This window comes from Desulfovibrio piger (assembly GCF_012843875.1).
Classification (GTDB): domain Bacteria; phylum Desulfobacterota; class Desulfovibrionia; order Desulfovibrionales; family Desulfovibrionaceae; genus Desulfovibrio.
In genome coordinates this window covers 1-18,220 of the sequence record NZ_JABAFY010000047.1, presented here as the reverse complement: position 1 = coordinate 18,220, position 18,220 = coordinate 1, and the positions used below count along the sequence as shown (strand labels likewise).

Sequence of the window (18,220 nt, the reverse complement as noted above, 5' to 3'; positions counted from 1 at the left end):
TTGTCTCCACCCGCATAGCGGGTGGTTTTTTGTTTCGCGCCTGTCAGGCGCTCAACAGGCTAAAGCCCATAAAAAAAGACGGCGGGAACGTATGATGCGTTCCCGCCGTCTCCACATATCGTGCGACAACAGACGGGGCATGCCCTGCATGCCTCGCCTCATATCAGGTCCCGAAGGACGTTCCCGGGGACGCACGCCCAGACCTGCACGCCTGACGTGCAGCGGACATGACGGCCATGCCGTCCTGCGGTAACCGGGAAACAGCGCGGCAACGCCCGCCGCCAGCTTCAGTACCGGTCCGGCGTGCGTTCCGTGAAAGCGCTATTCGTCGTCGTCCCAGGAAGAAGTATCGTCCACCAGCGTATAGCCGCGGACCTGGATGTAGTTGACCTCGTCCACCTGCTCCAGCAGGCCGGTCACTTCCACCAGGGCGCTCACCTCGTCGGCCAGATCGGCACCGGCGCCACGAGGGATGATGCGATATTCCACATCGTCCTGCACCACAGCCACACTGGCCTGCCGCGCATCGGCGGCACGGGGCACAGAACAGACATAGCCTTTCACGGTAATGGGATTGCTCATGCCTAGGTAATCCTTTCTCACAAAGCTGGGAAATGTCCCTTCTCCCCTTGTATCCGCTTTCCCGGCCTGCCGCAAGCCTTTGCGCGCTTTTCAGGCAGCACCCTGCGGGCCTAGAAACCGTATTTTTTCAGCAGTTCGTACCAGTGCCCGCGGGAGACACCGGCCATGCGTGCGGCGGCCCGGGCATCGTCGCCGCACAGCGCCCGTACCCGGGCCACATAGTGCCGCTCCGCCTCATGCCGCCAGCTGCGCAACGAAGGAAAGGCCCGCCCCGTTTCCGGCATGGGAGGCAGATCGGGCACGCTACAGGCCCCGGCTTCGGCCAGCGGGGGACAGACCTCCCTGCCGCCGGGCACGTCGCCCGCCACGCGTCCCTGCCCGGCCCGGCTGCGGGCCACGGCCACGCGCAGGCCGGTGGCGAGGTGCGCGGGCAACAGCAGGGACGCATGTTCCGCCGCCAGACAGGCCCGCTCCAGCGCATGGAACAGCTCGCGCACATTGCCCGGCCAGTCGTATTCGGCCAGCATCTCCAGCAGCAGGGGGGAAAGCTCCTTCTCCTCCATGCCGTTGCGGCGGCAGCAGCGGATGACCGCCTGCCGTGCCAGCAGGGGGATCTCGTCCCGGCGCCGGCGCAGGGGCGGGATCACGATGGTCATGCCCTGCAGGCGGTAAAGCAGATCCTTGCGAAAGCGCCCGTCCTCACTCATGGCCTCCAGATCCTGATTGGTGGCCGCCACCAGGCGGAAATCGCTCTCCACCTCGCGCACCTCTCCCACAGGACGGAAGCGGCGCAGCTCCAGCGCCCGCAAAAAAGCCCTCTGTATGCCCTGCGGCAGATCGCCCACCTCGTCCAGGAAGAGCGTGCCCTGATGCGCCGCCCGCAACAGGCCCTCGCTGGCCCGCTCCGCGCCGGTGAAGGCCCCCCGGGCATGGCCGAACAGATGGCTCTCCACCAGCGTTTCCGGCAGGGAGGCGCAGTCCACGGCCACGAAAGGCCGCGAGGCCCGATGGCTGTTGCGGTACAGGGTGCGGGCGAACAGCTCCTTGCCCACGCCGGTCTCGCCCAGCAGCAGGACGTTGACGTCGCTGTGCGCCGCCTGTTCCAGCTGGGCCAGCGCCGCCTGCATGGCCGGGCCGCTCCCCGCCACCTGACCCGGCTCCAGTTCCAGGCCCCGGCGCGAGCGCCGCCTGTCCCGGGCCTCCAGCACATGGCTCAGGGTCTCTTCCACATCGCGCACCCGCACCGGCTTCATGAGAAAATCCCAGACACCGCCGCGCAGGGCTTTTTCCGCCGCATCGCCGTCGCCGTGGCCCGTGATGACCACGATGTCCGGCGCGTCGGGCAGGGCCGCCAGCTCCTGCTGCGCATCCAGACCGTTGCCGTCGGGCAGGAGCATGTCCAGAAGGATGACGTCCACGCCCGCGGCCGCCAGACGCCGTCCCTCGGCCAAGGTGGCCGCACACAGGGCCTCGTGCCCCAGACGGCGGCAGGCCACCTCCACCATGGTGCGCATCAGGTTCTCGTCATCCACTACCAGCACACGGGCCATCCTTGCCTCCCTGCCCGGGCCTGCGGTCCCGGAGCTTCCCCTGTGGCCATCCCCGGGCGCGGCGCAGGGGCGCGCCTGCTGCCCGGTATATCGTTCCCTTTTTCCTGCGCTCTCCGGCTGATGCCGGATACAAAAGCTTTTCGGCCTTCGTCGTCCTTCCTGCGGCGTTCCCGGCACCAGAGCCCCGTCGACCGGAAGGACGGCCGGGCAGCTATCCGCCTGCCACGGCTGCCGTCCATCCGCCCGCATACGGGCACGGCGGCATGGTCCGCCGCGAAGACGGGGCATCAGCCGTTGTCCCGCCGCAGGGCTTCTTCGGCACGCGCCAGAGCCCCGGCACAGGCCGCCGCCAAAGATCCCAGCCCCGCCGCGTTCTCCGGCGTGCCCGCCAGCACCTGCAGGGCCGCCTGCTCCAGAGCCGCCGCCCTGAGACGAAGCTCCTCAAAACAGAGCGTGGCCGCGGAATTCTTCAGGGCATGGGCCGCCCGGCGCAGGGCCTCCGCCGTCCGGGCCGCCGGGACCGCGGGATCGGCGGCCAGTTTTCGGCCGGCTTCCAGAGTTGCCTCCAGACGCGACAAATCGTCCCGCAAGGCCGTGACCAGGGTATGCAGCAGCTCCTCGTCCTGATCCGCGGCCGCCAGTGCGGCCGCCCTGTCCCAGATGACGGGGGCCTCAGCCTCCGCACCACAGGGCGTCGGCCCTGCCTGACCGTCGCCGGGACAGCCACGGGGCACGTCCCGCAATGCGGCCAGCAGCATGGCCGGGGGTACCGGCTTGTCCAGCAGGGCCCGTACGCCCAGCGCCCGGAAGCGCGCCTCCTCGCCGGGGGCCAGACCGGCGGAATGGACGATCACCGCCTGCTGCCGGGACGCGGCGCTCTGTCCGGTACGGATGCGCTCCAGCACGGTCAGGCCGTCCATGCGCGGCATACCGGCATCCAGCAGGATGACGTCCCACGGTGCGGCGGCCAGCATGTCCAGGACCTGTTCCCCGTCCGCGGCAAGGCCCACGGTGCAGCCCTGCTCCCGCAAGCGCACTTCGAGCAGATAACGGCCCGCGGCGTCATCCTCGGCCACCAGCACGCGCAGGCCCTGCAAGGGGCCCGCCGCAGGGGCCGGAGCCGCAATGCCCTCTTCCGCCGGACACGGGGTCCCGGACTTGGGGCCGGGACCGCCCTCCACGATCTCCAGACGCACTTCCAGCGTGAACGTGCAGCCCTGTCCGGGACAGGAACGCACCTGCACGTCCCCGCCCATGCGGCGGGCGATGGTGCGTACGATGTTCAGCCCCAGACCGGTGCCCGGCTTGCCGCCGGCGGCGCTGCCCCGGCAAAAACTTTCAAAGACCGTCCTTTCCTCGCCGGGCTCCAGCCCGGGCCCGCTGTCCCGGACGTCCAGCCGCAGCAGGAATACGCCGGAAGCCAGGCGTTCTCCGCCTGCCTCCACGTCTACGCGGCCCCGTTCCGTGAATTTGACGGCATTGCTCACCAGATTGCCCAGGGCCTGCCGCAGGCGGAACCCGTCGCCACGGACCTGCCGGGGCAGATGCGGCGCCAGATGCAGCAACAGCTCCAGCCCCTTGCCCTCCGCCGCCGGTCTGTACAGATCAGCACAGGCCCGCAGGCAGGCGGGCAGGTCGAAGGTCCGGCAGCGCAAACGCACGTCCCCCTGTTCCAGAGAAGCATGGTCGGTGATGTCGTCCACCATCTCCAGAAGGGCCCCGCAGGCCCGGCGCAGATAGGCCAGGGCCGTATGCCGCTGCTCCGTCCCGCAGTCCTGACGGTCGAGCAGATCGCTCATGCCCAGCATGGCCGCCAGCGGGGTACGCATGTCGTGACTGAGACGCCCCATGAAGGCGCTCTTGAGGCGGCTCTTCTCCTCGGCCTGCAGGCGCCGCAAGGTCAGGTTGCTGGTGATGCCGCCCACGGCCAGCACCCCGGTCAGGGCCAGCAGACCGTACAGCAGGCCCAGCTCCCGCTGCTTCCGTTCCAGATCCCGCACATAGGCGGCGGCATCCATGCTGATGCTGATACCGCCCAGCATGTCCCCTTCCTTGTGGCCCTGATGGCAGCGCAGACAGCTTTCCTGTGCGGCCAGCGTCCTGAGCAGGCGCAGACGGCCCTGCGGCAGGCAGTCCTCCCCGCTGAAGAAGATCTGCCCGCCCTGCGTGGCCGTGGCCAGTATCCGCCGTTCCCAGTCATCGGCCCGGTTGCCCGGCCGCAGGGGGGCCTGGCCCACGATGGCCAGACGGAAGCCGGGCTCGGTGAGGCGTTCGGCCATCTGGCGGCTCATGTAGGCGGGATTCATGAGCACCAGCGTCCGCCCGTCGGCGGTCTGCAATGTCCTGTCCTTTTCCGGCAGCCAGGGATTGGGCTCGCCGTAGGCGCTCAGGGGCACATAGACGCCCCCGTGGCCCGCGTTCCAGTCACGGGCATCCATGAGCTGGTGGGCCGTGGCCGCCAGGCGGGTATGGCAGAGCTCCAGCAGGTGGGCCTGCTCGCCCTGCACGGCATGGCGGTACAGGCAAAAGGTCAGGACCAGCCAGGCGGCACTGGCCAGCACGGGCAACAGCCAGCGCCGCCAGTGTCCAGGCCCGCCGGACGGCGGTACGCGCTCGGGGTCGGACATGGTTCCTCCGTCGGCCCGTTCGGACACGCCGGGCTGTCCCGACGGCGGAAGCAGGGCCGGAGTTGTCATATTTTTCTGAAAATCTGTCTTTTTTTCCTGAAAATCACAAGGCCCCGCCGAAAACAGAAACTCTTCGATCCAATAATAGGCTGATAAAACAAGGAAAAATGTGAACGTACTCACAGCGGCCAAACTGGCACGGCCCTTGCTCTTTTTGGAACAAACGCCGGAGGGGACCGGCGTCATGCTCAGATCGTCATCCCTGCCCCTTGGTGCGGGACAGGAGGCGATATCAACGAAGGAGGCTCTTTATGGGTACACCCCGCACAGGACCCTGGCTCAAAGTCTTTCTGGGTGGTCTGGCGGCGGGCGCGGCACTGCTGGCCGTGATGGCTTTTGCCATGGTCTCGACGGACCAGCGTCCGTTCTGCGCCAGCTGCCACATCATGCAGGAGGCCGCCGTGACGCACAAGCTGTCCACGCATGCCAAGCTCGCCTGCAACGAATGCCACGCCCCGCACAACCTGCTGGCCAAGCTGCCGTTCAAGGCACAGGAAGGGCTGCGCGACTTCATGGGCAACGTGTCCGGCAAGGACATCCCCCGCCCGCTCAGCGCGCGCACCCGCGACGTGGTCAACGAAAATTGCAAGGCCTGCCACTTTGCCACCAACAGCGAAGTGGCCAGCATGGATGCCAAGCCCTATTGCGTGGACTGCCACCGCAATATGGCCCACATGCGCCACAAGCCCATCAGCACAAGGACGGTTGCTTATGACTAATCGACTCTTCGGCCTCACCCTTGCGGCCGCGGCCCTGCTGGCGCTGCCCCTGCTGGGCGGCTGCCAGGACGTGGACACCGAACTGAAGGCCCCGGAATACAAGACCGGCCTGCCCGCGGGCGAGACCCGCATCTCGGCCTACAAGGAGGCCTTCCCGCATCAGTACGCCTCGTACCAGAAAAACAACGAGACGTCCGTCATGACCGAGTACAAGGGCTCGGTGCCGTTCCACAAGAACGACGACGTGAATCCCCTGCCCAAGGGCTACAAGCACGCCCAGCCCTACCTGAAGAACCTCTGGCTGGGCTATCCCTTCATGTACGAATACAACGAGGCCCGCGGCCACACCTATGCCGTCAAGGACTTCGTCAACATCGACCGCATCAACCGCTACGGGGAAAAGGGCGGTCTGCCCGCCACCTGCTGGAACTGCAAGACCCCCAAGATGATGGAATGGATCGGCAAGTACGGTGACGCCTTCTGGACCAAGGACGTGAACACCTTCCGCGGCAAGGACGCCATCAGCGAGATGGACGAGACCATCGGCTGCAGCAACTGCCACGATCCGGCCACCATGGAGCTGCGCCCCTACTCCGAACCGCTCAAGGACTGGCTGAAGCGTTCCGGCAAGGACTGGGACAAGCTCTCCCGCAACGAGAAGCGCACCCTGGTCTGTGCCCAGTGCCATGTGGAATACTACTTCACCCACAAGGATAACGGGCCCGCGGGCCGTCCCGTCTTCCCCTGGGACAAGGGCTTCGGCCCCGGCGACATGTATGAATACTACAAGAGCCACGGGCCCAAGCAGGCCGACGGCAGCAGCGGGCCCTTCACCGACTGGGTGCATGCGGCCTCCAAGGTGCCCATGATCAAGATGCAGCATCCCGAGTACGAGACCTTCATCGACGGCACCCACGGCGCCGCCGGCGTCTCCTGCGCGGACTGCCACATGCCCTACCAGCGCGTGGACGGCAAGAAGGTCTCCAGCCACTGGATGACCTCGCCGCTCAAGGACCCCGAGCTGCGCGCCTGCCGCCAGTGCCATGCCGACAAGACCGCCGACTACCTGCGCGGCCGCGTGCTCTACACCCAGGAGAAGACCTTCAGGCAGCTGCTCAAGGCCCAGGAAGAATCCGTGCGCGCCCACGAGGCCGTGCGCCTGGCCAACGCGGTGCCCGCCGAACAGCGCGCCGCCAATTATGACAGCCTGATGGCCGAGGCCCGCGAGATGGTCCGCAAGGGCCAGCTCTACTGGGACTATGTGTCCGCCGAGAACAGCGTGGGCTTCCATAACCCCGCCAAGGCCCTGGACACCCTCATGAGCTCCATGGAGTTCAGCCACAAGGCCGTGGCCCTGGCCGAACAGGCCACCGGCTACAGCATCAGCCCCGCCCTGGCCGGGGACATCAAGCAGATCGTGCCGCCCATCCTGAACATGAGCCGCAAGCTGCAGCAGGATGCCGATTTCCTGAAGCAGCATCCCTGGACGCAGCTCCTGCCCGTGCTGCCCAAGGCCGAACAGGTGTGGGACGGTCAGGAACTGAGCGCCCGCTAGGGCCTCGACAGCCCTGAAACGGGATCTGCGGCCCTGCCGGTCCCGCCTCGTCCTGAGGAAAACAGCAGCGCGGGCACGGCCCACGGGCCGTCACCGGGCCGCATCGGGGAGGGGATTCCCCTCCCCCTCCCCGACCTTTCCCGCAACGGCCCGGTCCCGCCCGGCCATGCCTCATCCTCCACCCCCGGGGCCCCGCAAGGGGCCCCCTTTTTTTAGGCCCCTGCCACAGCAGCCGCACGGCGGCTCCGGCGACGTGGAAACTTTGACGCCCGCCCGCTTTCATGCGAAAAGGATGACAGATTTTTGTCTGTTCCTATGAGCTGACATACTGTTCTTTTAAACGACATCTATCTGTTTTTCTTGATATTTATAAAAACACCCTAAGGTGAGTCTTTTTGGCCCGGTATTTGCTTTGCATCTGGAAAACAGTTTTTCCGACGGCATCTCCACGCCGTGACTTTCAAACTTTCAGGCAGAGCGGATCATGAGAACCTATCGCCGTCTTTTTCAGATATTTTTCCTGGCCCTGATCCTGGGCAGCGCATCGGGCTGTGCCATGTTCCAGCCGGACGATCCCGGCTACAACAATCCCCAGCGGGCCCAGAACATCGTACGCACGGCCTCCAGCCAGGAAGGCAAGCAATATCGCATGGGCGGAGCCTCTCCCTCCCGCGGTTTCGACTGCTCGGGCCTCATCTGGTGGGCCTACCGCCAGAACGGCCTCAAGGTCCCGCGTGTGACCGTGGATCAGGCTCGGGCCGGATATGCCGTGCCCAAGAGCTCGCCCCGGCCCGGCGACATCATGGTCTTCAGGACCAGCAGCGGCCCCCGCGGCCTGCATACCGGCATCTATGCCGGCAACAATACCTTCATCCACAGCCCCAGCCGCGGCAAGACCGTACGCCGGGAGAACATGCAGCCCTACTGGGGCAACAGGCTCATCGCGGTACGCCGCATCGTCATCTGATCCCTTTGCAGGAAAGAACGAAAAAAGCGCGGTCGCCCGCGCTTTTTTTGTGCCTTTTTTCCAGACATCCGGCCCGACAGGCCGCCCTTTCCCGCATACCGGCCTTTTTCCTCTGCGGGCGCAGGGGCTGGCATCTTGCCATCAGGAGTTTTTTGACGTAGCGTTGCAGTGAGATTTCCACTTTTTATTCCAGCTAATCTTGACGGGCGTTTCGCCACGCCCGGCCTTCACATAAAGGGCAGCCTCCGGGCTGTCCTTTGCCTTGTCCGCCCCCTCGCATCGGCGGTCTCTTCCTTTCCTGCCGGACCATCCCGCACACCTGACGGACGTCAGCGGCACGCGCTGTCCTTTTCAACAAGAACGGACCTTCGGACCGTCCCGATAGTCCCCCTGCTTTCCGGACGGATGCCCGCCCCCGGACAGCCCGGCCAAAAAACTCCACCGCGCAACGGGCACTGCCATCTTCCCCGCGCCTCCGTCTCGGCAGGCCCATCCCGTCTTCGGCCCGGCCCGAAGCCATAAAAAAAGACCGGCATACGGGGCATCCCGCAGCCGGTCTTCGTACGGTCACGATCAGATGTTAGCGTGCCGCTTCCAGAGCGATGTCCACGGCCGCTTCGAACAGGGGTTCGGACAGTGCGCCCCGCACCATCAGGCCGTTGACCAGGAAGCAGGGCGTGCCGTCGATCTTCAGCTTTTTGGCATCGTCCAGATCCTGGGCGATGATCCGGGCCGTCTTGTCGCTGGCGGCGTCCTTTTTCAGGCGGTCCTTGTCCAGGCCCAGCTTGTCGCAGACCTCGTCCACGAACTTCTGGCCTTCCAGCAGCAGGCGGTCGCGGTCGGCGTACATGGCGTCATAGAACTTCCAGGCCTTGCTCTCGCTCTGCGCGGCCACGGCCACGAAGTAGCGGGCGGCCAGCATGCCGGGGCCCTGCTCGTCCAGCGGCATGTGCTTGTAGACCAGGCTGACGTTCTTGCCGTATTTCTTCATGATCTCGTCCAGCACATGGGTGGCCTGCTGGCAATAGTGGCAGGTGAAGTCCGAAAAGGCCACGATGTGCACCGGCGCCGCCGCATTGCCCTTGACCGGGCGGCCCGACAGCGAGATCTGCTTTTGGGGCGTGTTCTTCACTTCTTTGTGCCACTGGGCTTCCAGGGCGGCCTTGCGGCGCGCATTGGCGCCCGCCTGGGCGATGTCCAGCACGTCTTCGCTGTGGGAGCGCAGCACGTCTAGGACGATCTCGGGATGTTCGCGCAGCAGATCCTCCAGCATCTGCTTCAGGTTGGCGTCGGTGACGGTGGCGGCACGGGCGGGAGTCGTATCCATGACGGGGGCCAGGCCCACCGCCAGCAAAAGGATACCGCCCAGCACCAGAGGACGGAACAGTTTCTTCATGCAAATATCCTATCGCGCCATGTCGCTTTCCGGCCCTTCAAGCCGGCTCTGCATGGCGGCATCTTCGATTTTGAACAGGAGTTCATCAAAATCGACAGGTTTCATCAGGTAGCCGAAAGCGCCTTCGCTCATGGCCTGCACGGCAAGCTGCATGTCCGCATGGCCGGAAAGCAGGATCACCTGGGCGGTGGGCCACTGCTCCACGATGATCTTGAGGGCGGCGATGCCGTCCATATTGGGCATCTTCACATCCATGACGACGATGGGAAAAGGCTGTTCGCGCATGGCTTCCACGGCCTGCAGGCCGTCCGCCGCCGTGTCACACTGGTAGCCGCGCCGTACAAGACGCTTGGCCAGCAGGGCCGTCACTTCCTTTTCGTCATCCACCAGAAGAATGCGCGTATCAGCCATGGAACCAACTCCTTGTTGCAATGCGGCGCTGATTTTAGCCAGAAACGGAATCCGGGGCAAGAACCCCTGCCCCGGGCGATGGCGGGGACCTCGATGCCGCCGGACATACCGGCATTTTTTTGTCACGGACGGTTCACGTCTTCCCATTTGCCGGGCTTTTCTTTATTTTGTTCCGCAGATGGCGGCCCCGGCAGAGGGGCCTCACTTTTTTGTTTGTTTCCCGTGAAACAGCTCCCCCTGTTTCCCGTGAAACACAGCCCGGAGGACAGCATGGCGCGCATCATTTCCATAGCCAACCAAAAAGGCGGCGTCGGCAAGACGACCACCGCCATCAACCTTTCCGCCGCACTGGCCGTCATGGAAAAGCGCGTGCTGCTGGTGGACTGTGACCCCCAGGCCAACAGCACCAGCGGTATCGGTATCGCCCAAGAAGACCTGCACCACGACCTCTACTCCACCTTCTATACGCCGGAGAACATCCACGAGAGCATCAGCAGCACCCGCACGCCCTTCCTCGACGTGCTGCCCGCCAGCACCAACCTGGTGGCCGTGGAACTGGAACTGGTGGACAAGATGGCCCGCGAGTTCTACCTGCGCGACTGCCTCGAACCGCTGGGCACGGAGTACGATTACATCATCATCGACTGCCCGCCGTCCCTGGGCCTGCTGACCCTCAACTCCCTCTGCGCCTCGCAGGAACTGCTCATCCCCCTGCAGTGCGAGTTTTTCGCCCTGGAAGGTATCGTCAAACTGCTGCAGACCTTCGAGCTGGTCAAAAAACGCCTCAATCCCAAACTGAACCTGCTGGGCGTGGTGCTGACCATGTACGATGCCCGCAACCGCCTGACCCGCGAAGTGCGCGACGAAGTGCAGCGCTGCTTCCCCGACCACCTCTTCGAGACGGTCATCCCGCGCAACGTGCGCCTTTCCGAAGCGCCCAGCCACGGCAAGTCCATCATCCATTACGACATCAAGTCCAAGGGCGCCGACGCCTACCTCAACCTTGCCAAGGAAGTGGCCCTGCGCGATCCCGCCCGCATGCCGCAGCCGCGCTAAAAAAACATATGACGGCCGGTCCTTCCTGAAAAGCCGGAAAGCCCCGCCGTCATGCCCGAGAGGCGGGCATAAAAAAAGCCGGGCAAAGCCCGGCAAAAAACAGCGGCAACGGGAAACACCGCCGGCAAAGCTAGTCAGGATTGTACGGCGTGCATTCCACGGCCATGTGGTCGCGGAAATGCTTCTGGCGCACCGTGGACTGGCAGCTCTTGCAACGGAAGACCAGCAGACCGCCCAGATTGGCCGTGGTCAGATGGAACGGATGCGCGGGGTCGTTGCGCCAGTCGGCGGTATGGGCGCCGCAATGCGGACAGGTGACCTCGGGGCTGTACGGATAACGGAAATCCCAGAACTGGAGCAGGCGCTCGAAATCAGCCACGGGCTCGTCGTTCAGGTGTTCCAGGGGGGGCTCCATGGCCTTCAGGGCCTTGACGACGGCCGCCTCGCAATGCGACCACAGGGCGGCAGAAAGCTGCACCCCTTCCAGATTTCCCTGACGGTCGGTCAGGTACAGAAGATGCTTGTTGGACATGGTTTCCTCTGGTCAAAAGTTTTGGGGCAATCACTGTCGTAAAAAGTGCCGCCAGCACGGCATGATGTCAAGGAGAGAGCATGAGTAGCAAAGGTCTCGGCCGCGGCCTGGACGCCCTGTTGCGCCGTACGGATATGGGCGCCGCCCGGCAGGAAAAGAACGATTCGCCGGAAAAAGAGACGGGCACGGAACACAGCCCCACCCTGCTGCCCCTGTCCCATCTGCATGCCAATCCCAGCCAGCCCCGCCAGACCTTCGACGCCGAATCCCTGGCCGAACTGGCGGCCTCCATCCGCGAACAGGGCATCATCCAGCCCCTGCTGGTGCGCCCCCTGGCCGACAGGCCCGGCCACTACCAGATCGTGGCCGGAGAACGCCGCTGGCGGGCCGCCCGTCAGGCGGGCCTCGGGCAGGTGCCCGTGCATGTGCGCGAGATGAGCGATGCCGAAGTCATGGCCGCCGCCCTTATCGAGAACCTGCAGCGCGAAGACCTCAATCCCATGGAAGAGGCCCAGGCACTGCAGCAGCTGCGCGAGACCCTCAAGCTGACGCAGGAGGCCCTGGCCACCCGCCTGGGCAAGAGCCGCCCGGCCATCGCCAATGCCCTGCGCCTGCTCCAGCTCTCGCCCGCCGCGCAGGCCGACCTCCATCACGGCCGCCTCAGCGCCGGTCATGCCCGCTGCCTGCTGGCCCTGGGCAATGACGAGCGCGCCCTGGCCGCCGCCGAAGTGCTGCGCAGCCATATCATCAGCGAGTCCCTGAGTGTGCGCCAGGCCGAAGAGGCCGTGGCCCTCTGGCGCGAGGAACAGCGCCTGCCCTGGACCGCCGCCAGTGAAGCCGCCCCGCAGCGGCCCGCCCCCTGCAAGCGCAAAAAGCTGCCCCAGATCGCCGCGCTGCAAAAAAGCCTCTGCGCCGCCCTGCCCTGCAAGGCCCGCGTCAGCGGCGATATGGAAAGCGGCCGCATCACCCTGCGCTACACCAGCTCCCAGGAGCTGGAAGCCCTGCTGAACCGCCTGCACTGCCACATCCCTGAAGACGAGCCCGCCGGGGAAGCCATCGCGGCCCCGGTGGATGCCAAGACCCCCCGGCAGTAGCCGGGAGGCAAAGAAATATAATGGCGAGAGGGGAAGGGGCGTTTTTTGTAAAAACTGCCCCTTCCCCTCTCGCGCTCTCCCCATCCCTGAAAAAACCTTTCTTCCGGTCTGGCCGGAGGGTCCCCGCCGTTGTCTGAAAGACGGTGATCCCCTCCCTATAAAAATGGTCAGGAACTCTTCCCACCAGAATGACAAAAAACAACAGGGGGCACGGTGTATCCGGTCAGGATACACCGTGCCCCCTCAAGCATCTTCTCCCCTACCCACGCCGCCGCAGGCGCGCGGCGAACATGCCTTCCAGCCAGGGGTGGTCGTGGGGCGTCTGCCATTGCACAAGGCGCTCCAGGCCGCTGTCTTCCGCCAGCAGCCAGTCCACAGCCTGCTCGTTCTCCAGCGGATGCAGGGTACAGGTGATGTAGGCCAGCTCGGCGCCGGGCTCCAGACGTGCGGCCAGAGCCTTGAGGATGGCCCGTTGCAGGTCGGCGTGCTCGGCAAGGGCCGTCCGGGGACGACGCCGCAGATCGGGACGGCGGGCCAGCACGCCCAGGCCGCTGCACGGCACATCGGCGATGATGCCGCCCTGCCAGCGGACGACGGGCGGCCGGGAAGCATCGGCCAGGGCCAGATGCGGCAACGCAAGGCCCAGACGGCGACAATGGCCCGGCACCTGCCGCAGACGGGAGAAGCTGCGGTCCGTGCACAGGCGCACGTCACCGCCCTGCTCCAGCAATTGCACGCTCTTGCCGCCGTAACCGGCACAGGCATCCCAGACGGGCCAGCCACGGCCCAGCCAGTCTTCCAGCCCCAGCGCGGCCATCACTTCCTGCGAGGCCGCCGCCTGCTGCGAAAGGGCCCCCTGCTCCAGCAGACGGGAAAGCGGCTCGTCCTGCACGGCGTCAGGCGTCTGCCCGGGCGCGAAGGCAACGCCCCAGCGCCCCACGGCCTGCGGCGCGGGGCCGTCCGCCGGGACACAGGCCAGCAAGGCCTGTTTCAGGGTCGCAGCCTGGGGACGCGAGGCATTGACGCGCAGCGCCTGCCAGGGGCGCGCCCCGGAACGGGCCAGCAGGGCCCGGCAAGCCTCGTCACCGTAGGCCTGTTGCCACAGGGCCACCAGCCAGCGCGGCACGGCATGGAAGCGGGCCAGCCGCAGCTCTGCTTCCGGCAGGGCAAGGCTGCGCAACTTGCGGGCCGCGGCCGCATCCTCGGCAAAAAACGTTTCTTCATCCGCAGGCCCGGCATAGAAATCCGGCGTCCGGACGGCATCGCCCAAACGCTGCACGGAACGCAGGCTGCCGTTGACTACCCTGGCCAGCCCCGGCCCGTAGAGCTGCCGGGCCAGATCCACGGCCGTATGCAGCACGGCATGGGCAGGCAGACGATCCAGGAACAGCAGCCCATAGGCCGCCACCGCCAGCAGGCGCCGCAACGGCAGGGGCAGCTTGAGCGGCTGCCGCAGCACCTTGCCCAGTACGAAGGCCAGACGGTTCTCCATGCGCAGGGTACCGTAAGCCAGCTCCGCCGCCAGATGCCGGTCACGCTCGGCCAGACCGCCTTCCTGCCGCCGGGCCGTGTCTTCCAGCACCTGCTGCAGGGCCGCCTGGATGGTGCAGCCCGCACTGAAGGCGCTGTCCAGCAGACACAGGGCCCGCAGGGCCAGGGCCGGGGCCGCGGGCGGGAGCTGCCGCAGACGGCGGCTTTCCGTAAAATGGCCGTTGCCTTCAGCGGCAAAGGCCTGACCGGCCGTGTCCCGGCCTGCTTTCCTTTTTGTTCCTATCATAGGTATCACTTTGAAATAAAATGATTATTTTTAGCGTTATCTCCGGTCTCCGCGCTGTCCTCAAGCCCGAGGAACAGGCGTACGGCCCCCTCCACGGCCGCAAGGGACACCAGCGTGTCCAGACAGGGGCCGCAGGGACGCTGGTTGAGGATGCCGAAGACCGGCAAGGGGTAGCTGTCCTGGATGCCGGAGGTGAGGTCCCGTTCGCAGGCCACGGCGATGATCATGCGGGGCCGCGTCTGGACCACGATGCGCCGGGCGATGGTCCCGCCGGTGGCCAGCGCCAGATGGAAACCGTAACGGTCCCGCAGCTGCAGCAGACCGCCCACGGGGCATTGTCCGCAACGGCGGCACAGGTCCACATTGTGGTTGAGCCGGTGCGGGCAGGCACTGCGCTGGATGCAGTGCGGCAGCAGCAGGAGCAGCCGCTCCGGCCGCACGCGCGGGCGGTCGGCCAGCACCAGTTCGTTGTTGACCTTGATGAAGGAATGTCGCACCCGCTTGCGCTCCATGCGCACCACCTTGGCCAGCAGCTCCATGAGCGGGAAGAACAGGCGGATGGTCACATGGCGCACGCTGCTCACCCCAGGGAGATAGCGCCCCGTGTAGACATGCCAGACCAGCGTGCCGCACATCCAGATCAGGGCCAGGATGCCTGCCCCGCCCACCAGCATGCACAGCAGCGGCAGCCAGGTGAGGGTCTGGCCATAGTCCGACCAGGGCAGGATGAGGAAGAAGGCCAGAGCCAGACAGGCCACGCAGCAGGAGGCCAGCATCAGGCCGATGAAGATGCGCTTGCGCCCGCCGCCGTACTGGCTGGCGGGCAGGGAATAGGGAGACTTTCGTAGCATAGGACTCCAGTGAAGGCCAAAAACGGCCACACGGTCGAAATGGCCCACAGATGCCCTGTACGGCATTTTTGGCTATCAGCCATGCCGGGCATCAAAAAAAGAAAAAAAAGCGCTCATATGGCCCGCCATGACAGGGGCCTTCAGGACACACCGGACGGACTTGCCGTCATGGTCACAGCGCTGCCATCCTACACCAAAGCCCGCCGGGACAACAGATGCCCCTTGCCTCCCCTCCCGGCAGGAAGACTGCCTGTGCCTGCCCCCTCCTTTTCACCACAGCCATCGTACCTGTCCCCCTGGAGCTGGAACTCTCCCCTTTGTGAGCAGGCACGACGGATGCGCCCTTTCCGGCTCATGCATGCAGAGGGGGCGGGACACTTCCCGGCCCGGTGTAGGACTCTCCACTGGCAAAGGCCACCCTGCTGCGCCCCCCTGCCCGTCCGCATGGACACGATGGCTTCGGGACGCGGACGGCAGGAAAGCGGCAGGCGGCCAGGCGCCGGAGCCTGGCCTGCCCCCTCCCCGTATCCGCCCTCCTCTTGACAGACGGCCCGCAATAATGTCCCCTGCCCTGAAAGGAGGACGTATGAGACAATGCATGGATGCGGAGAACCTGCACCGCCGGATGAAGAAGCTCATGGGCCAGTTGCAGGCCATCGACCAGATGATCGACAAGGACGTGCCCTGCGAGGACATCCTCATCCAGATCAACGCGGTCAAGGGCGCCCTGCACCGGGTGGGCCAGATCGTGCTGGAAGGCCATTTGCAGCACTGCGTGCGCGACGGCATCGAACACGGGGATGCCGACGCCACCATCGCGGCCTTTGCCAAGGCCGTGGAACATTTTTCCCGTCGCAGCTAGCCGGGCCTGCCCGGCTTTTTTTTGTCCCCTGCTTGACTACCTATACCCCTATAGGTATCTTGAGGGCCGATCCAATACATTTCCACCCCGCCTGTCCCCGCGCACATCCGCCGCAGAGTCTTCCGCACATGCCGGACCTGTGGATTGCCCATGACGCCCCGGACAGACAAGGAGGCCCCATGCTGGCAGACGTCAAGGAATGGCTCAGGGAAGAACCCCGGCAGGCACTGGCCCTGGGTATCTCGGCAGTGGCCCTGCTGCTGAGTTTTCTGGAAGTTGTCCCCGGTCCTGTGGATCCGGCCTGGCTGGCCGTGCTGCTGTGCGGCGTGCCCATCATCAAGGAAGGCGCCGAAGGCCTGTTCACGCGCTTCGACATCAAGGCCGACGTGCTGGTCTCACTGGCCCTGCTGGCGTCCGTCATCATCGGCGAGATCTTCGCCGCCGGTGAGGTGGCCTTCATCATGCAGCTGGGCGCCCTGCTGGAGGAACGCACCGTGGCCAAGGCCCGGGCGGGCATCGAGCGGCTGGTGCATCTGACCCCGCGCACGGCCCGGCGCCTGGACGGCACGGCCGAGAGCATCATCCCCGCCGAAGAGGTACGCGTGGACGACCTGCTGCGCGTGCTGCCCGGCGAGACCATCCCCGTGGACGGCATCATCGTCAGCGGCCAGACGGCCATCGACCAATCGGTCATGACCGGCGAGTCCCTGCCCGTGGACAAGGGCCCCGGCGATACGGTGTCCAGCGGCACGGTGAACCAGTTCGGGGCCTTCGACATGCGCGCCGTCAAGGTGGGCGAGGACAGCTCCCTGCAGCGCATGATCCGCCTGGTGCAGTCCGCCGACGCGGGCAAGGCCCGTATCGTGAGCCTGGCCGACCGCTGGGCCACCTGGATCGTGGTCACGGCCCTGACCGCCGCTGCGGGCACCTGGATCGTGACCGGCGAAGTGCTGCGCGCCGTGACCATCCTGGTGGTCTTCTGTCCCTGCGCCCTGGTGCTGGCCACGCCCACGGCCATCATGGCCGCCATCGGCAATGCCACCCGCCACGGCGTCCTGGTCAAGGAAGGGGACGCGCTGGAGCGTCTGGCCCGCGTCAGGGTCGTGGCCTTCGACAAGACCGGCACCCTTACCCGGGGCACTCCCGGCGTGGCCCATGTGCACAGCGCCCTGCCCGAACTCGCGCCGCAGCAGCTGCACCTCCTGACCGCCGCCGCGGAGCGGCGCTCCGAACACCCGCTGGGCAAGGCCATCGTGCGGGACGCGGGCGTGTCCACCATGCTGCTGACCGGCGACAACGAGGCCGCCGCCCGCAGCGTCAGCGCGGGCCTGGCCCTGGACGGCGTGCGCGCCAACTGCCTGCCCGCCGACAAGCTGGAATGGATCGCGGACAGCCAGCGTCAGGAGCGGCCCGTCTGCATGATCGGTGACGGCATCAATGACGCGCCCGCCCTGAAAAAGGCCTTCGTGGGCGTGGCCATGGGCGGCATCGGCAGCGACATCGCCGTGGACGCCGCCGACATGGCCCTGGTGCATGACGACATCAAGGAACTGCCGCACATCTTCGCCCTGTCCCGGCGCATGATGCGCACCATCACCCTCAATCTGTCCTTCTCCATGATCCTCAATTTCGCGGCCATCTTCCTGGCCATGGGCGGCCTGCTCTCGCCGGTGCTGGGCGCTCTCGTCCACAACGCCGGTTCGGTGCTGGTCATCATCAATTCGGCACTGCTCCTGAACTGGCGCCACAAGGAGGCCGGAAGGTAGGACCGGCACTGTTTTTCAGGGGGAAGGGGAACCCCTCATCTCTGCTGCCGATGCCCGTAAAGCTCCTTCGTCGCTGACGGGCACGGCCCTTTGGGCCGCCATTCGGTCGCTGCTAACGCGAGAGGGGTTCCCCTTCCCCCTGCCCCCCATCCCTTCCTCAGCGCGTTTTATTCAGAAAAATATGCTCCAGGGGATGCCGTATCTCGCACTGACGATCCACTCCCCAAATCCAGAGACTGCCAAAACCAACAGTCACCCGCAGAAAAAACAGAAAGGCCGCTCCGTCAGGAGCGGCCTTTCCTCTCTCTTTTCGGTCCATGTGCGCTGTCACGGCCCGCCGGTCAACGACGGGGACGGGTGACGTCACCTGGATAACGTTTTTTCGGGGTTGGGGGCGTGGGGGGGGGGGGGGGGG

Annotated in this window: 15 protein-coding genes; 7 read left to right on the top strand and 8 right to left on the bottom strand. The window is 65.7% G+C overall.

Going from position 1 to position 18,220, the window contains the following annotated elements; genetic code table 11:
- Positions 1–321: 321 nt before the first annotated feature.
- The 3 genes from HF854_RS10235 to HF854_RS10225 form a co-directional block, all read right to left on the bottom strand.
- Positions 322–582: a hypothetical protein gene (locus HF854_RS10235; RefSeq protein ID WP_006006945.1), complete on the bottom strand. Its 261-nt coding sequence runs from the start codon at positions 580–582 to the stop codon at positions 322–324.
- Between the two features lie 110 nt (positions 583–692).
- Positions 693–2,132: a sigma-54-dependent transcriptional regulator gene (locus tag HF854_RS10230; protein ID WP_168936187.1), complete on the bottom strand. Its 1,440-nt coding sequence runs from the start codon at positions 2,130–2,132 to the stop codon at positions 693–695.
- A gap of 287 nt (positions 2,133–2,419) precedes the next feature.
- Positions 2,420–4,759 carry an ATP-binding protein gene (locus HF854_RS10225; protein WP_168936186.1) on the bottom strand — a complete coding sequence of 780 codons (2,340 nt, stop codon included), beginning with the start codon at positions 4,757–4,759 and terminating at the stop codon, positions 2,420–2,422.
- Positions 4,760–5,070: 311 nt separating this feature from the next.
- Between HF854_RS10225 and HF854_RS10220 the strand changes: the two genes are divergently transcribed.
- From HF854_RS10220 to HF854_RS10210, 3 genes are all read left to right on the top strand, one after another.
- Positions 5,071–5,538: a NapC/NirT family cytochrome c gene (locus tag HF854_RS10220; protein WP_006006938.1), complete on the top strand. Its 468-nt coding sequence runs from the start codon at positions 5,071–5,073 to the stop codon at positions 5,536–5,538.
- Positions 5,531–7,093: an ammonia-forming cytochrome c nitrite reductase subunit c552 gene (locus HF854_RS10215; RefSeq protein WP_168936185.1), complete on the top strand. Its 1,563-nt coding sequence runs from the start codon at positions 5,531–5,533 to the stop codon at positions 7,091–7,093. Before HF854_RS10220 ends, HF854_RS10215 begins: the two co-directional genes overlap by 8 nt.
- Before the next feature lie 484 nt (positions 7,094–7,577).
- Positions 7,578–8,060: a C40 family peptidase gene (locus tag HF854_RS10210; RefSeq protein ID WP_168936184.1), complete on the top strand. Its 483-nt coding sequence runs from the start codon at positions 7,578–7,580 to the stop codon at positions 8,058–8,060.
- 580 nt (positions 8,061–8,640) lie between these two features.
- On the opposite strand, the gene HF854_RS10205 is transcribed toward HF854_RS10210, so the two are convergent.
- Both HF854_RS10205 and HF854_RS10200 read right to left on the bottom strand, forming a co-directional pair.
- On the bottom strand, positions 8,641–9,456 hold the full coding sequence (locus HF854_RS10205; protein WP_168936183.1) for a DsbA family protein: 816 nt from the start codon (positions 9,454–9,456) through the stop codon (positions 8,641–8,643).
- Positions 9,457–9,465: 9 nt separating this feature from the next.
- On the bottom strand, positions 9,466–9,867 hold the full coding sequence (locus HF854_RS10200; protein ID WP_168936182.1) for a response regulator: 402 nt from the start codon (positions 9,865–9,867) through the stop codon (positions 9,466–9,468).
- 270 nt (positions 9,868–10,137) lie between these two features.
- On the opposite strand from HF854_RS10200, the gene HF854_RS10195 reads away from it, so the two are divergent.
- On the top strand, positions 10,138–10,923 hold the full coding sequence (locus HF854_RS10195; RefSeq protein ID WP_168936181.1) for a ParA family protein: 786 nt from the start codon (positions 10,138–10,140) through the stop codon (positions 10,921–10,923).
- Between the two features lie 130 nt (positions 10,924–11,053).
- Here the strand turns inward: HF854_RS10195 and HF854_RS10190 are convergent, their stop codons facing one another.
- Positions 11,054–11,455, bottom strand: coding sequence for a hypothetical protein (locus tag HF854_RS10190; protein WP_006006916.1), 402 nt, complete (start codon positions 11,453–11,455; stop codon positions 11,054–11,056).
- Positions 11,456–11,535: 80 nt separating this feature from the next.
- Here HF854_RS10190 and HF854_RS10185 point away from each other — a divergent pair, with 80 nt between their 5' ends.
- Positions 11,536–12,549 (top strand): ParB/RepB/Spo0J family partition protein, encoded by a 1,014-nt coding sequence (locus tag HF854_RS10185; RefSeq protein WP_168936180.1) that lies wholly within the window; start codon positions 11,536–11,538, stop codon positions 12,547–12,549.
- Between the two features lie 259 nt (positions 12,550–12,808).
- Here HF854_RS10185 and HF854_RS10180 read toward each other — a convergent pair whose 3' ends face one another.
- Both HF854_RS10180 and HF854_RS10175 read right to left on the bottom strand, forming a co-directional pair.
- Positions 12,809–14,326 (bottom strand): transcription antitermination factor NusB, encoded by a 1,518-nt coding sequence (locus tag HF854_RS10180; RefSeq protein ID WP_168936179.1) that lies wholly within the window; start codon positions 14,324–14,326, stop codon positions 12,809–12,811.
- Positions 14,327–14,331: 5 nt separating this feature from the next.
- The gene (locus HF854_RS10175) at positions 14,332–15,177 is read right to left on the bottom strand and encodes a DUF116 domain-containing protein (protein ID WP_168936178.1); all 846 of its coding nucleotides are present in this window, start codon (positions 15,175–15,177) and stop codon (positions 14,332–14,334) included.
- A gap of 586 nt (positions 15,178–15,763) precedes the next feature.
- Between HF854_RS10175 and HF854_RS10170 the strand changes: the two genes are divergently transcribed.
- Both HF854_RS10170 and HF854_RS10165 read left to right on the top strand, forming a co-directional pair.
- Positions 15,764–16,039, top strand: coding sequence for a metal-sensing transcriptional repressor (locus tag HF854_RS10170; protein WP_168936177.1), 276 nt, complete (start codon positions 15,764–15,766; stop codon positions 16,037–16,039).
- A gap of 179 nt (positions 16,040–16,218) precedes the next feature.
- Positions 16,219–17,805: a heavy metal translocating P-type ATPase gene (locus HF854_RS10165; RefSeq protein WP_168936176.1), complete on the top strand. Its 1,587-nt coding sequence runs from the start codon at positions 16,219–16,221 to the stop codon at positions 17,803–17,805.
- Positions 17,806–18,220: the final 415 nt, after the last annotated feature.